Annotated in this window: 11 protein-coding genes; 7 read left to right on the forward strand and 4 right to left on the reverse strand. The window is 41.0% G+C overall.

Going from position 1 to position 14,509, the window contains the following annotated elements:
- Position 1 precedes the first annotated feature (1 nt).
- Positions 2 to 622 carry a hypothetical protein gene (locus tag R8G66_08300; protein MDW3192351.1) on the reverse strand — a complete coding sequence of 207 codons (621 nt, stop codon included), beginning with the start codon at positions 620 to 622 and terminating at the stop codon, positions 2 to 4.
- 167 nt (positions 623 to 789) lie between these two features.
- Here R8G66_08300 and R8G66_08305 point away from each other — a divergent pair, with 167 nt between their 5' ends.
- From R8G66_08305 to R8G66_08330, 6 genes are all read left to right on the forward strand, one after another.
- Entirely contained in the window at positions 790 to 1,125 is a 336-nt protein-coding gene (locus tag R8G66_08305; GenBank protein ID MDW3192352.1) for a PadR family transcriptional regulator, read from the forward strand.
- The gene (locus tag R8G66_08310) at positions 1,122 to 3,752 is read left to right on the forward strand and encodes an FtsX-like permease family protein (GenBank protein ID MDW3192353.1); all 2,631 of its coding nucleotides are present in this window, start codon (positions 1,122 to 1,124) and stop codon (positions 3,750 to 3,752) included. Before R8G66_08305 ends, R8G66_08310 begins: the two co-directional genes overlap by 4 nt.
- Before the next feature lie 200 nt (positions 3,753 to 3,952).
- Positions 3,953 to 4,393: a hypothetical protein gene (locus R8G66_08315; GenBank protein ID MDW3192354.1), complete on the forward strand. Its 441-nt coding sequence runs from the start codon at positions 3,953 to 3,955 to the stop codon at positions 4,391 to 4,393.
- Positions 4,394 to 4,524: 131 nt separating this feature from the next.
- Entirely contained in the window at positions 4,525 to 6,288 is a 1,764-nt protein-coding gene (locus tag R8G66_08320) for a tetratricopeptide repeat protein (GenBank protein ID MDW3192355.1), read from the forward strand.
- A gap of 213 nt (positions 6,289 to 6,501) precedes the next feature.
- Positions 6,502 to 6,891: a hypothetical protein gene (locus R8G66_08325; GenBank protein ID MDW3192356.1), complete on the forward strand. Its 390-nt coding sequence runs from the start codon at positions 6,502 to 6,504 to the stop codon at positions 6,889 to 6,891.
- Between the two features lie 124 nt (positions 6,892 to 7,015).
- The gene (locus R8G66_08330; GenBank protein ID MDW3192357.1) at positions 7,016 to 8,833 is read left to right on the forward strand and encodes a tetratricopeptide repeat-containing sensor histidine kinase; all 1,818 of its coding nucleotides are present in this window, start codon (positions 7,016 to 7,018) and stop codon (positions 8,831 to 8,833) included.
- A 1,096-nt stretch (positions 8,834 to 9,929) separates the two neighbouring features.
- Here R8G66_08330 and R8G66_08335 read toward each other — a convergent pair.
- The 3 genes from R8G66_08335 to R8G66_08345 all read right to left on the reverse strand — a co-directional run bounded on the left by R8G66_08335 (position 9,930) and on the right by R8G66_08345 (position 13,820).
- On the reverse strand, positions 9,930 to 11,204 hold the full coding sequence (locus R8G66_08335; GenBank protein ID MDW3192358.1) for an HlyD family efflux transporter periplasmic adaptor subunit: 1,275 nt from the start codon (positions 11,202 to 11,204) through the stop codon (positions 9,930 to 9,932).
- Positions 11,191 to 13,380 carry a peptidase domain-containing ABC transporter gene (locus tag R8G66_08340; protein ID MDW3192359.1) on the reverse strand — a complete coding sequence of 730 codons (2,190 nt, stop codon included), beginning with the start codon at positions 13,378 to 13,380 and terminating at the stop codon, positions 11,191 to 11,193. Before R8G66_08340 ends, R8G66_08335 begins: the two co-directional genes overlap by 14 nt.
- Positions 13,381 to 13,460: 80 nt before the next feature.
- Positions 13,461 to 13,820 carry a response regulator gene (locus R8G66_08345; protein MDW3192360.1) on the reverse strand — a complete coding sequence of 120 codons (360 nt, stop codon included), beginning with the start codon at positions 13,818 to 13,820 and terminating at the stop codon, positions 13,461 to 13,463.
- 487 nt (positions 13,821 to 14,307) lie between these two features.
- Here R8G66_08345 and R8G66_08350 point away from each other — a divergent pair, with 487 nt between their 5' ends.
- The gene (locus R8G66_08350) at positions 14,308 to 14,499 is read left to right on the forward strand and encodes a hypothetical protein (protein MDW3192361.1); all 192 of its coding nucleotides are present in this window, start codon (positions 14,308 to 14,310) and stop codon (positions 14,497 to 14,499) included.
- Positions 14,500 to 14,509 lie beyond the last annotated feature (10 nt).

Consider the following 14,509-nt stretch of genomic DNA (forward strand, 5'->3'; position numbering starts at 1 on the left):
CTTACAGGAGAGAGGTAATGAACCCCATGGAAATGCCATAGGCGCCGCCACCATCTTCCCAAAAGTCAATGTTTTTCCAGACCTGGTTATAATGCAGACTCAAGGTTACGGCTGACTTTTGATCGAAATAAAGTTCACCCGCAATCAAAAAAGTAGAGGTGAAGATGGATCGGCTTTTTTGTCTGACGGTAATTGTTGTTCCATTCAGATCTGCAGTAGGAAATTCATAGGTTTTGATCCCGGACATGGCTGTTACCAACACTCGAAATTCATGATCGCCAAATCGATAACCAGGCGCAAGAAGAAAGTCATTGAATTGGACGGTGCCCTCGATGTTATTTGTGGTATTGTTGATTTCTCGCAGGTTGTACTCAGCACCATAAGTATCCAGACTAAGACGGATGAAAAAATCATCATTGTTCCTGAATCGATATTCTATCGATGTTTTCGCAACCAGTGAATTTCCAATAAGGTCAGAGCCCGAAAACTGGTACCCAATATCAAAGGAGGGAAGAAATATCCTACTGGCAATCTTGTTGAAGGTAGTATCGGTTTCCTCTTGGGCAACAGCAGCACCAACAAACAAAAGGAGGTAGATTGGAATTAGCAATTTCCTTATCATGAGTGAGTTTCGAGGTGATGTGTTTTACGAAGTTAAAAGAGATTCACAGGATCGGGTTGCTATTCCGATATTGCATTTTTTATACAAAATGTGAATAAATAAAACCTTCGCCATATGAGTTCCGTATTCATTTTTCATACATTTGGTGAATAAATAAGATTTCGATTATGAAAGGAGCTCATCTGGGCGAATTTGAAGAGATTGTTTTGCTGACCATTGCCTCTTTGATGAATGAAGCTTACAGCGTCAACATCGTGGATGCCATAGGCGAGGGGACAGGCCGTCAGACCAAATTGGGCGTAGTACATGCGGTGCTTAAGCGTCTGGAAGACAAAGGGCTGATCACCTCGGAGTTGGGGGAACCCACCAAAGAAAGGGGCGGTCGAAGAAAGCGTTTCTTTCAGGTTTCCCATGCTGGGAAAGTGGCCTTGTTGAATGCCAAAGAACAGCGTGATCGTTTGTGGAGTGGCATTCCGGACATTGTTTTTGAAGGATTGAAATGAAGGAAAGTTCACTTCCAAATCCACCACGTTGGCTGGACCGCCTTATTGAATTGTACTGTCGACCCGAATTGCTGGAAGACTTACAAGGAGATTTACATGAATACTACCAACGCAATTGCTCAAAGAAAGGAAAACCCTTCGCTAACCTGATTTTCCTGATTGACGTGATCAAGTTTTTTCGCCTGTACACCATTCGAACACCCAAAGTATTAGGACAAATGAGTTTTATCCACCTTTCCAAGAATTACTTCAAGACATCTATCAGAAGCCTTGCCAGAAACAAGTTATTCTCCACGATCAATATTGTGGGGCTAGCGATTTCCATGTCCATAGGCATACTGATGATCACATACTTGAGTCAGCTGCTCTCATATGACGTGTTTCATGATAAGAAAGACCGCATCTATCGTGTCAACTCAACCTACAGTGACATTACAGGTTCAGATCCGTTTGATCTGGGTTCCAATTCCGTCTTCTTAGGCAAGAAACTTCGCGAAGAAATGCCGGATCTCGAAGAGGTGTTGATCATGCGACGGAATTTCAGACGTGATTTTAAAAAGGGTGACAATGTGATCCCATCTAGAGGACTGTATGCGGAAGCAGCGTTTTTTGAGTTATTTTCATTCGATTTGCTGGAAGGAGATCCGGAAACAGCCTTGCTTGAGCCGTATTCTCTTGTCCTTACTGAAAGTGTTGCCAAAAAACTCTTTGGCAACGAACCGGCCCTTGGTCAAATAGTACACTCCGGAGAAGAGTCCTTTACGGTCACGGGATTGATGGCGGATGTTCCATTCAATAGTCATATGCAGTTCAAAGTGCTATGTTCGTTCAAAACGGCTGAAGTAATAGCATTGAAAGAGGGGCAGGAGTCTTTCAACACATGGCGTAGTATCTGGATGAACCATGTTTATGTGTTATTGCCAGAAGGTTATGCATCGGAAGCATTACAAAGTAATTTGGATCGTATCGCAGCGGGGGAAAATGCAACGAGAGATCGATACACCATTACTTTTCATTTGCAGAACCTTACTGAAATGACACCTGGACCTGAATTATCCAATAATATTGGTCCCACAACTTCCTGGCTAATGATTTCACAGTTAGGCCTTCTGATTGCTATCGTGATCGCTTCCTCTTGTTTTAATTATACGAACCTCTCTATTGCGCGATCTCTGCGAAGAATGAAGGAAGTGGGTATTCGAAAAGTAGTAGGGGCCAACCGCCCACAGGTATTTGCACAATTCGTTTTTGAGGCCATTATACTATCTACTTTGGCGCTGATCCTGGCCTTTGGATTGTATCAAATCATCAAACCTTCTTTTGTGCAAATAGTCCTGGAGACCACACCCATGGCACTCGATTTTGAATGGATCCATGGACTATATTTTTTAGCTTTTGCCATTGTCATTGGCTTCATGGCGGGGGGATTGCCTGCTTGGATGCTTTCCAAAGTCAAGGCCATTTCCATCATTCAGGATGCGACAAGCAAAGGGCTGATCAAAGGCATCAATTTTCGGAAGGTGTTAATTGTATTTCAGTTTGTCATATCCATGGCATTGATCATAGCCGCAACCATAGATTATCGTCAGTACAAATACTCCATCAATTTTGATCTTGGATTCAAGACAGACAATTTGGTCAATATGCTGCTATATGAAAATGATCCGGAGCTATTCCTTCCTGGTCTGCAACAGATACCTGAAATCCAGAAGATCAGTATGTCAGGCATGCTGCCAAATACTGGAGAGCAATGGGGGGATGATGCGAAATACAAAGACCCTATGGATTCGGTTGATGTCCACGTTAACTATGTAAACAAGGACTATATAGATCTTCATGAGCTGCAATTTGTAGCGGGAACTACTTTCCCATTCGATGATAAGGATAGTAGTCAGTTTGTGGTGATTGATGAGTCGTTGAGAAAACGGCTTGGGTTTTCTGAACCAGTAGATGCAGTTGGTGAAGTATTGTCTCTGGATCAAGGGAGAATGAAATTGCAGATCACAGGAGTCATCAATGATTACCAGTACACGAAAATTGTGAGTGAGTCCAAGCCAAGTGTACTGATACAGGGTAAAGCAGAAGATTTTACCTGGATCAATTTGCAAGTTTCTGCCGCAGACCCATTGGCATTCATGACGAAATTAGAGAAAGTATTTGCCGATGTAGACAAGGTACACACATTCGAAGCACTTTACTACAAAGAGCGAATCGAACATTCATACAGGGATTTTCAAATGCAATTCAGGGTTTTTACTTTTCTGGCATTTTTAGCCATTTCTATTGCCTCCATGGGTCTGTTAGGAATGGCCGTATTTACTGCAGAAACGCGTATGAAAGAGATCAGTGTAAGAAAAGTATTAGGAGCCTCTTCCAATAGCTTGTTTTACTTGCTTTCTAAGGGATTCTTGCGGATGTTCCTAATTGCGGCAATGATCGCGATGCCCTTTTCTTATTTCTTCTTCGAGCAGATGGTGCTGGTCGATTTTGTCAACCGCGTTACGGTAAATGCACTGGATCTGATGTCGGGAGTGCTGGTGGTGTTGATCATCGGGCTTTCAACAATTGCCTGGCAAACCCGTGCAGCCACGAGGGCCAACCCGGCAAACGTCTTGCGTAACGAATAAATCTGAGCCATAGTAATTCTATATCTTTGAGTCAGCGTTGAAATAGGAGGGATGGGACGATTGTAGTCGGGTCACATCCATGACATTTTTCCAGGTTCGACAAACTTTTTTGCTTGTACAATCTGAAAAGCGGTTTTTTGGCTAATTTGGTCGCAGCAACCGAAAGTCCTATTAAATCACACTTAATCTAAAAGAAAACTATGGCCGACATTAATGTTTTGGTTACCGTGGACACGGAGAACCTAACAGCAGAAAACGTAAACACGACAGTAGTCCTGTCAGATGACAATGACGACACAGATGATATCCCCGGGGATAGCAGTACATTCGACATCATCAAAGCTGGAGGAGGTGTTTCCATTCAATGGACACCTGAATCCAAAAATGGTACTGATTCAGTAAGCATTACCGGAATTAATAAAGTGACTGGTGATGATGTTTGGGATGTAGAACCATCATTAGAATCTGGAACCGATATGTGGTTAGGGTCATTGATAAGTAATTACGGTGATACGACCTATGAAATGAAATATGATATCGTATTTGAAGTGTCCAATAGGTCTGGCGAAAGTTTCATCTTAGATCCAAAAATTAAAGTTCCTGCCGGGGATCCCCCTCCTGAGGACGATAATGAAGGATGAATTATAAAAATTGTTTATTTAGCGTATTTCTTATTTTTTCTGTCTTGTTTCAAGTAGCGAGTCAAGATAAGAGGATCGCTGACAGTTTAATTTCCATTCTGCAATCTGTGGATTATCATGACAGTAGCAGAATGGATATTTTATATCAAATTGCCTTCAATCACAACGACCCAATGAAAATGGTGACTTACTCTCAAAAGCTCATTGAAGTGGCTGGGAGGTTATCGAGTCAAACAGATCTTTGGAAAGGATATTATTCTTTAGGTCAAGGATATACGCTGAGTGGAAATCTAGAGCAAGCAATTGAATCTTATTTTCAAGCGATCAAGATAGCTGAAAACCTTAATTACGAAGACGGATTGGGTCAGGTCTATTCTAATTTAGGTGATGTTTATTCAGATAATGGAAATCATTTAAACGCCATTTCATACTATCAAAAAGCTTTTGGTATCTTATCTCGAAGTAATGATTCTATACACATTGCTGCAACATTAGCTAATCTAGGGTACGAACTTTATCGGGTTGAAATGCTGGATTCTTCATTGCTTTACCATAAGATGGCTTCGGTAATGTTTGATTCAATTAATTATGAGACAGGAGTATTGTATTGCTTAGGGAACATTGGACTGGTTTATGCTAAAATGGGTGAACATGCTCAAGCTGAGCAAAACATGCAGGACGCTGTTACTGGTCTTCGGGAATATGAAGATTACTACGCCATCTCAGATTTTGAAAAAGAAATAGCTGATATCTATCGGCAGCGAAAGGATTATAAGCAAGCTCTCCAGTACGCGAGAGGAAGCCTGGAAGTTTCAGAAGAAAAAGGCTTAAAAGTTCAGGCACGAGATGCCTCTTACAAGCTTTATGAAATATATATGGATACAGGGGATTACGGTCCTGCAATTCAAAACCTGAATAAATACTACGCTTATCGTGATAGTATAACCAACGCGGAAAATATCCAACGTATGGCAGATCTGAGAACGGAATTTGAAGTAGGACAGAAACAAGCCGAGGTGGATTTATTGACAGCTGAAGGAGAAACGCAACGTGTTGTTCGGATTTCCCTAATCGCTGGATTGGCATTTGTGGTGGTTTTTGCGTTAATCCAGTACCGAAACAACATCCAGAAGAAAAAGACCAATCGTATCCTCAACGATCAGAAAACGAAGCTTGAGGAATTGAACCAGACCAAAGACCGCTTTTTCTCGATCATATCCCATGACTTAAGAGGTCCTGTAAACGCATTTCATGGCGTATCTCGAATGATTAAATTCTTTGTCCAACAGAAGCAAATGGGACAATTGGAAGAGTTGGCAGAAGACATAGACCAATCAGTTGATCGATTATCAAGTCTTTTGGATAATCTATTGAACTGGGCCGTACAGCAGCAAGGAAATTTCCCTTACGTCCCCGAGAAACTGGATATTCATGCCATAGCAGATGATCTGGTCAAGACTTTTTCTACCATGGCTACTTCTAAAAACATTGCTCTGGTCGCAGAAGTAGAAGAAGGTACTGAAGCATGGGCAGATAGAAACACCACCATGACCATCATCAGAAACCTGGTCAGTAATGCACTGAAATTTACTCCACATGAAGGTGAAGTGAAGATCAAAGCAGACGTAGATGATGAATCCATATTGATCCAGGTGCTGGACAATGGAGTAGGAATACCAGCGGAGAAGTTAAATGACCTCTTTAAGCTACAGGCAAAGAAGAGTACCTGGGGTACGGATGGTGAGAAAGGCCTGGGACTCGGGTTACAATTGGTCTATGATTTTGTCGCTTTGAATAAGGGTAAGATCAATGTCGAGAGTACACCTGATCAAGGCACCACATTCAGTGTTTGGCTACCTGTTTTCGAAGAAGTAGCAGTTCCCGAAAATGCTTGAATAATTCCGGTTGATCCCCGAATTTTCCTGTTTGGACGTTTTGAGCCTACTATGAATATGTGCTTCACAATGCCATAAAGGAATTTTGGTGTATCTTCCCACCATTGACCAACCGAGAGCTATATTCATGTTGACGAACCAGAGGCAAAACGGACTGCCACAACGCATTTGCGTACACCCACCACCGTAACTAACTATTTTAATTTTATAACCATGGCAGACGTAACAATTAATTTAATTGATAAGGATGGCGTCCTTTATTATAAAACCGCTAAAATGTCCGAGTATGAGATAGTGAAAGAAGACTCCACCGTTGGGGCAGATCCTGGTCAGACTGTAGCATGGACTTGCGCCGACGATTCAATTGAAAAAATTCAGAAGATTGATGTGAACAAAGAAAAGTCAGGATACAAGAATTGGAAGGATTTCTGGGAATCAAAGCCTAAGAAGACCGATAGTTCTGGAAAGACTTTTGAGGGTACTATCAAAAGTGATTCTGTAGATCCTAGTGACCCTGAGTACAACGGATATGACATTACCTATAAGACTCCTGACGGGAAAGAAACTACGGTTGATCCGGATGTTCAGATTCCTCAAGGATAGAGACTTTATTTGTAGGACCTTTTTAGGAGCAAAGCCCAGGATTTTATTGGTAATTTCCATTTTATCCAATCTATTCTGGGTTGCTCAATTACAAGCACAAAATCAACAAAAAGCGGATAGCCTTGTGGCATCACTTAAAAATGAATTAAGTGATTCTGCTAGAATGGAGTCTATTTATTTGATATCCATTTGGTCCTCATCACCATCAGATAAGATTAATTATGCAAACGACCTGATGGATTTAGCTACTTCTCGAAATAATGATAAGTATATAGAAGCAGCTCTTATTTCATTGGGCACTGCTTATAGGTTAATAGGAAATTTAGACAAAGCCCTTGAATATCTAATAGAAAGTGCGCGTTTGGCAGAGACGAATAAAAGCTTCAAAAGACTTGCGGAGGCCTATGGGGAAATAGCCACAGTTCATTCATCAAATAGTGATTTTCGGAATGCTCTGAAATACAATCAGCTTTCGGCGGATCTTTTTTTAAGCCTTGGTGATAATATTTCTTATGCACTATCTACGCTGAATGCGGCAAATCAGTTTTACAGAATTGGTGTCATGGACTCTTCATTTCATCATTACTCAATTGCTGAACAGATTTTTGAAGACTCAGAATTTGAGTTTGGAATTGCCTACGTAGTGGGAAATAGAGCAATTGCTAAGCTTGCGATGGGATTAACTGAAGAAGCCGAAGTGGATTTTAAAAGAGCCATTGATATATTAGATCCACTAGGAGATAATTATGGAATTGCTGACTTTCAAAATGAGCTAGGAAAAGTCTACGTTGAGAGAGGAGATGATGAAAAGGCAATCGAAACGATATCGAAGGGCCTTGAAATAGCAAAAAAAATTGACTTGAAAGCACAAATTCGAGATGCTTCGGATTTGCTAAGTACTTTACACCAAAAGAATGGAGAATTCGAAAAAGCATTAAGCTATCATAAACAATTTGTCGCGTACAAAGACAGTATTCAAAACACAGAGACAGTTCGAAAACTTGCCAACCAAAGAACTGAATTTGAAATCGGTCAGGCTGAAGCGGCGATGGCTGCCGAACGACAAACCCAACTGGTGGTCAATGTTGCCTTGATCTTTGGATTGGGGCTATTAACTGTTTTTGGAATTGCGCAATACCGTAACAGTCGCCAAAGGATGCGAATAAATAAAGAGCTTCGAGATCAAAAAACTGAATTGGAAACACAAAAGTCCGAACTCGAAGCGGTAAATAGAACCAAGGACCGATTCTTTTCAATCATCTCACATGATTTGCGTGGGCCGGTCAATGCGTTTCACGGGGTATCTCGAATGATTAAGTTTTTTGTTCAAAACAAGCAAATTGATCAGCTGGAAGTATTAGCAGAAGAGATTGATCAATCGGTGGATCGGCTTTCTTCTTTATTGGACAACCTGCTGAATTGGGCCGTGCAACAACAGGGAGAATTTCCATACGTGCCTGAGAAGATCGAGATCAAAGCCATGTCCGATGATTTGGTAGATGTATTTACCACCATGGCCAATTCCAAGCAAATTAACTTGTCCAGTTCAGTTCCTGAAGATTTGCATGCCTGGGCAGATCGAAACACCACCATGACCATCATTAGAAACCTGGTCAGCAATGCCCTGAAATTTACTCCCCGGGAAGGTCATGTGACCATCAACGCTCGTAGTTTAGATGAGTGCGTGGAAATTGAAGTACATGACAATGGCGTAGGGATACCCAAAGAAAAGCTTGGGCATCTGTTCGAATTGAATGAAGAGAACAGTACCTGGGGCACAGAAGGAGAGAAGGGCCTTGGATTGGGTCTTCAACTGGTTCATGAATTTGTAGAGCTCAATCAGGGACAGATCATTGTCGATAGCCAGGATAATAAGGGCACTACCTTTACTGTAAAACTCCCTACCTACGATCTTAAACAAATCCAGGCAGAGGTAGAGTAAATTCTCTGTTTCTAAGAAAATCACGGACTTATCTATTGTTTTTTGATGCTAAGGTGAAATTTCTTATTTTCATCTCTCATAATATTCCAATAGAATATGACCGAACTAACAGAAAAGCAACAGCGAGAAATTAAAGGTGGGCCTGATATTAAGATCCCGCAAACTTAAACTACTACATTAGGCTCAGGAATCTCCAAATGATGTTTTTGGCTAGTTATGCAAAAACTGGTAATTGCCTATGCGATCGGTTAATTTGGAGGTATAATAATTAGATAAAATACATATGAAAAAGCTAACAATCAAAGTACAACAGACTGTAAAAGGTGGTCCTAAAGCACAGGTTCCTCAGCCGTAACTGGCTACTTTCAAAATTGACGTGGAAAGCCTCGAACAAAATCGAGGCTTTTTTATTTCTGATCCTTGATTTCTTCCACGTCTTATACGCCCGACTATCATTTAATTTCTGATACAAAGGATGGTGATTCTTAGAGGAAGCATGTAAGTATTCCTGATGATTATCTGCGATTTTTTATTCACCAGGAACTACTTAAGGAATCTCCAAGTGACATTTTTTGCGAATACTGCAAATTCATGGAATTGTGTCAATTATCAATTAAATTAAAGGTTTACCAATAGATACATTTTAAATGAAAAAGCTAACAATCAAAGCGCAACAGACAGTAAAAGGTGGACCAGATGTTACGATCCCTGTTCCTTAATTGTCTTTCTGAAAAGCTAAAAAATTAAACAATGAAAAAGCTAACAACTATGCAGTTACAAACGATCAAAGGGGGACCAGATGTCAAAGTGCCTCAAGATTGAGTAAACTGTCTTTTTATTCAACAAAAAGTAAATAATCACAATGAAAAAGCTAACTGTAAAGTTACAGCAGACCATCAAAGGGGGGCCAGAAGTCAAAATTCCTCAAGATTGAATTGAACTGTCTTTTTATTCACCATTAAATAAATAATCATAATGAAAAAGCTAACGATCAAAGCACAACAGACCATAAAAGGAGGACCTGAAATTCAGATTCCTAATGGATAACGTTTAGCTTAATTGAACGAAATAAGCCTCTGATCAGTCAGAGGTTTTTTTATTCACCGTCAACTTTCCTTGCTACCATCTTATAAAGGAGATGTGCCAACGTCAGTTCCTCAATCAGTACGGATGCCCTGCCGGTCATCCCTTTTTTTAATTCGGGTTTGAAATCATCTTTTTGATTGAGTTGGATATTAATTGGATAGTAACCCTCATCGGATGGGCTATCTCCGATGCTGGTGATCTGTCCTCTTTTGGCTCCGTAGTAGAAATAGGGGAAGCTTTCAAATTTCATTACAACTTTTTGCCCTTCTTTTAAGTGACCAACCTGTGCAGAGTTGGCTTCACTATAGACATATGCTGCTTGATTTTGCGTTTCCAGACGCCATACAATTTCACCGGCACCTATTCTTGTTTCTGGTTCCCGAATCATATTGACAGTGCCCTGCGTTTCCGTTAACAGCATTAATCGATCTCCGTCAATGCGATTCGAGCCAAATGTTAGTTTAAGCTGTTCTTCAGCAATTGATACTTCCTGTTGAAGCTTTTCCCGATCAAGGGCGTGCTTTTGCTCAAGCAATGCCAATGTTGTGTTGATCTCTTGAATGCCTGTCTGCGCCAGACGAAGTTGTTGCTGTAAAGTTTGTTCTGACAGGACATAAGCACGTAATGCGGTTCGTTTATCCTGTTCCTGCTGTTGGACCGTTAATTGAGCTTGTTCAAGCTGTGACTGACTAATGACTTGCTCCTTAAATAATGCTTCCTGACGATTTAAGTCATTTTTATGGATAGCAATCTGTTGCTCTATGGCTTGAATTTCGGCCGCTCTGTTTTCCTTAAGAATGGTGAGTTCTTTTTTAAGTTCTACTACCTGTTCCCTGTAACTCCAGCCTTTGGTTCGATAGACTTCTAATTCTTTTTGTAAATAATCGGTAGCTGTGCTTTCCTGAAATTTCAGTAATTGCCGCTTTCGATCTACGTCACTGATCATTTGCAAGATGCCAGGGGAGGAGATCACCATTAATGGGGTATTGGCGGGTAATTCATCTCCGGTAGTGACCAATAACTTGTGAACGAATATGGGTTCACCCACACGTTTTACTTCTTCAACGGAGCCTCCTTTCAGAACGAAATTCAACTGCACTTCTTGTGGCAAGGTAATGGTTATCGAAAACACGATAAACAGGAAAACCAGGGCAAAACCTGTAAGGAAAAACACCCGATGACCCCTTCGTGAAATATTCTCCAGAGGAGCATCATCCTCCTGCAGTAAAATGTCGATTTGTTGCTCTTCTAAGCCATATTGTTCTTGTAGATCAGAATGAGACATAATTACTGATAAATTGTGCGTATAAACCTTCTTGTTTCATCAACGATGCATGATCTCCTTGTTCGGCCAGTTGCCCTTTATCGATCACCAGGATCTGATCGCAGTTTTTCAAGGTGTACAATCGATGTGCTATGGATATGATGGTTTTGCCCCCAAATTGTTCATGAACATTTTTCATGATTTTTTTCTCTGTCTCAACATCTAGTGCGCTACTCGCTTCGTCCAAAATGATCAACTCCGGTGATGAGACAAATAGTCTTGCGAATGCTAATTTCAGCTGTTCTCCGCCAGACAGCTTGGTACCATTCTCACCAATGTGCGTGTTCAGCCCCAGGTACTGCGATCTCACGTAATCCATGAAATCCGCCTTTTCTATGGCGTCCAGTAATTGCTCTTCAGTAGCTTGGGGATTACCTAAGAGAATGTTTTCCCGAATCGATCCATCAAAAACAAAGACATCCTGAGGAATGACTCCCATGCGCTTTCGAAGTGAGGCTTCACTAATTGTTGTAATGTCTGAGCCGGACAACATTATTTCTCCCGTGTATTCGTCGTACAGTCTACTGATCAGCTTGATGAGCGTAGACTTTCCGGAACCATTTCTGCCTACAACTCCGACAAATGAACCCGGTGTGATTTCCAGGTTTAGAGACTCTAACGTATTGTTCTGATGGTTTTTGAGGTATTTAAATGTCAGGTCATTGATCTTGATTGCGATCGGAGCAGCGGGGAGTTGCACTCCGCCTTCCTTCAGGTCAATTTCCGGTTGTGACAGTACATCGTTAAGCTTATTGTACGATAACCTGAGTCTAACAAACATGAATTGTAGATTGACCGTCCTGGCTACGGTCATAAATAAACGCATGAAGATGGCCGTAAAAGCAACATAACTACCAATCGATAAGGAGCCATCAAAAATAAGGTAGGCCCCGTACCAATACACAAAAACTTGTCCGGCAAACCATATGGACATGATCATCATGGTGTAGTTCAGATAAGTTCGTGTGATCTTGATCTCACGATTCAGGCTCTTAGTATACTGATTACGCCACTTTTGGTACTTCAGGTATTCAATGCCAAGCAGGCGGGTGGCTTGTACGCCAAGCAATGTATCCAGAAACATCCCCATCGATTTCATGCTTTCCTGAAAAGCTTGCTCATCCAGCCGCATGAGCTTAGGGTTCATCAGGGAAGTTAATAAGATGAACAGAACAAAAAAGATCGCAGTACTATATCCCAATAGGGCATTGTAATTGATCAGGATCAGGATCAGAAAAATGGAGAAGAAGAAGTCAAGGATAGAACCAAGTGTGGCAGGGGTGATGATCTCCCTGAGTTTGAGGTTTTCCTGAAAGCGATTGATCAGGTCCTCTCTTTTGAACCGATCAAAGTAACTCAATTTCAAACGCACAAAATGCAAAAAGAATTTGCTAAAGAAACTTCGCTCAAAATTGATCCTGAACTGTGTAAGAATGAGGTCCCTGCCATGCATTAAGAGGATATTGGCAACTGTTAGGCTTGCGATGCCGAACAGGATGACATATAGCATCTTAATGTCCTTGTTTACCAGGACTTTATCAATGATGGTTTGGGTGAATATCGGTATGGTCAATTCACCAGCCATAATGAAGAGGGATCCGATCAATACATAGACGAGGTTCTTTTTTGAAGCCTCCAGTGAGGCGAGGTAGAATCTCTTGGCCAGGCTTTTCTCCTTAGCTCGCTGGGCTTCTACCAGCTCTGTTAGCTCATTATGTTTGAAAATGTCGGGTGTGGGCTCCAGTACAAGCCCAATCCCATTCCATTTTTCTTCAAACTCTTTTTTCGAGTAAACTCGCTTGCCATTTGCAGGATCAGCTACCCAGACTTTTTGTTCAGTAGCTTTATAAACAACCACAAAGTGATTTCCATCAAAGTGAGCAATGAATGGCAATGAGACTTGGGCAATGTGCTCATAACCCATTTGATAACCATCAGCTTCGAATCCAAAGCTTTGTGCGATCTGGGCTAATGTGTACAGGTCGATCCCTTCCTTGTTTACTTCGGCATATTCTGCAAGAAATCGCTTAATGTCATAATAGCCATAGAATTTGAATACCATAGCGAGACTGGTTGTTCCACATTCCATCATTCCTGTCTGTCGTAGAATAGGAAAGGGTTTTTTAGGCCTGGTCATCAATCTTTAGTAGTTGTCAAATGTAATGGTATCCGAAGATATGAAGCCAAGATAATAACTAAATGGAAACCAATGAAGATTTAACTCATTACATCCAGGACCTTTTGTCTCAACATATCAGGAGTACGTAAATCATTTTTACTGATAAAGCCTGAAATATCAAGTTCAGAATCCTCGACTTCATATGCCTGTAGGTAACCTGAGATCATAATGATCTTGGGTAATTCATCCATGATCTCAAGGGACTCGAATCCATCAAGATAAGGCATTTCATAATCGACGAACATCAGGTTTGGTTTTTGCTTCACAGCAGCCATCACACCATCTACTGGATTGGTAAAAGTAGCAAGCAGTTCCAGCTCCGGGATATCGGCTATCAATACCTGAAGCATTTTTAGGAACAAAGGGTCGTCATCGATCGCGATGCAGGTGTAGGTCATGTATGGCTCTCAAGTATTGAAGGTGGAAAGTTACTGTTTTGGTCCGATTTATTAGTGCAGGATCGATTATTTCCAATTAAATATGGGCCTATCTAACGTCGTTAAATACTGAGTATTCCGGGTGAGGAGGGGTTTATTCCTGCTGATGTGTTTCGAATGCAACCGCTCCGATAAAAAGAGAGAGATTTGAGGTTCAGTTTGGAATTAATGAAATTGAAGATACAGCTGTATGGCTGACCATGTGATTTGGAGCCAGCTATGTTACTGATTTAAGGATTATTGATACGAAAGATGATCAAACAGTGAGACCCTTCTACTTCTAGTTGAAGGGTTTTTTTATGTATTTTAATTAATTCATCTTAAGATTGAAGTATGGTTATGTAAATCGCTCATTTATAGTGTTTTAAATTTTTTCAGTAATATCTTGGATGTTATTCTAAGTTTTGTATTTATTTGTGATAACCTAAAACCTAATAAAAAAGAGCCAATGAATTTACCAGCTTCTATAGAGGCGTTTCTGGATGAGATCCGAAAAGACCTTGAAAGCTACGAATCCAGTGATGTGATCGCCTGTGCCAAAAAAGTGTATCAGCACCTTGAGAAAAGTGCCGGAGACTCCAGTGCCCAACTTGAAAGGCGTTTTATGGTACAGGGCATTATCACCCAGTATTCTGCTTGAACTGTACCCG

The organism is Cytophagales bacterium, assembly GCA_033344775.1.
In the GTDB taxonomy this organism is placed as follows: domain Bacteria; phylum Bacteroidota; class Bacteroidia; order Cytophagales; family Cyclobacteriaceae; genus JAWPMT01.

Coding starts and splice junctions, on each gene's coding strand:
- R8G66_08335 (MDW3192358.1), bottom strand. CDS start 11,204: ATGTCTCATTCTGATCTACAAGAACAATATGGCTTAGAAGAGCAACAA.
- R8G66_08320 (MDW3192355.1), top strand. CDS start 4,525: ATGGATATTTTATATCAAATTGCCTTCAATCACAACGACCCAATGAAA.
- R8G66_08325 (MDW3192356.1), top strand. CDS start 6,502: ATGGCAGACGTAACAATTAATTTAATTGATAAGGATGGCGTCCTTTAT.
- R8G66_08340 (MDW3192359.1), bottom strand. CDS start 13,380: ATGACCAGGCCTAAAAAACCCTTTCCTATTCTACGACAGACAGGAATG.
- R8G66_08350 (MDW3192361.1), top strand. CDS start 14,308: ATGAATTTACCAGCTTCTATAGAGGCGTTTCTGGATGAGATCCGAAAA.
- R8G66_08315 (MDW3192354.1), top strand. CDS start 3,953: ATGGCCGACATTAATGTTTTGGTTACCGTGGACACGGAGAACCTAACA.
- R8G66_08345 (MDW3192360.1), bottom strand. CDS start 13,820: ATGACCTACACCTGCATCGCGATCGATGACGACCCTTTGTTCCTAAAA.
- R8G66_08305 (MDW3192352.1), top strand. CDS start 790: ATGAAAGGAGCTCATCTGGGCGAATTTGAAGAGATTGTTTTGCTGACC.
- R8G66_08310 (MDW3192353.1), top strand. CDS start 1,122: ATGAAGGAAAGTTCACTTCCAAATCCACCACGTTGGCTGGACCGCCTT.
- R8G66_08300 (MDW3192351.1), bottom strand. CDS start 622: ATGATAAGGAAATTGCTAATTCCAATCTACCTCCTTTTGTTTGTTGGT.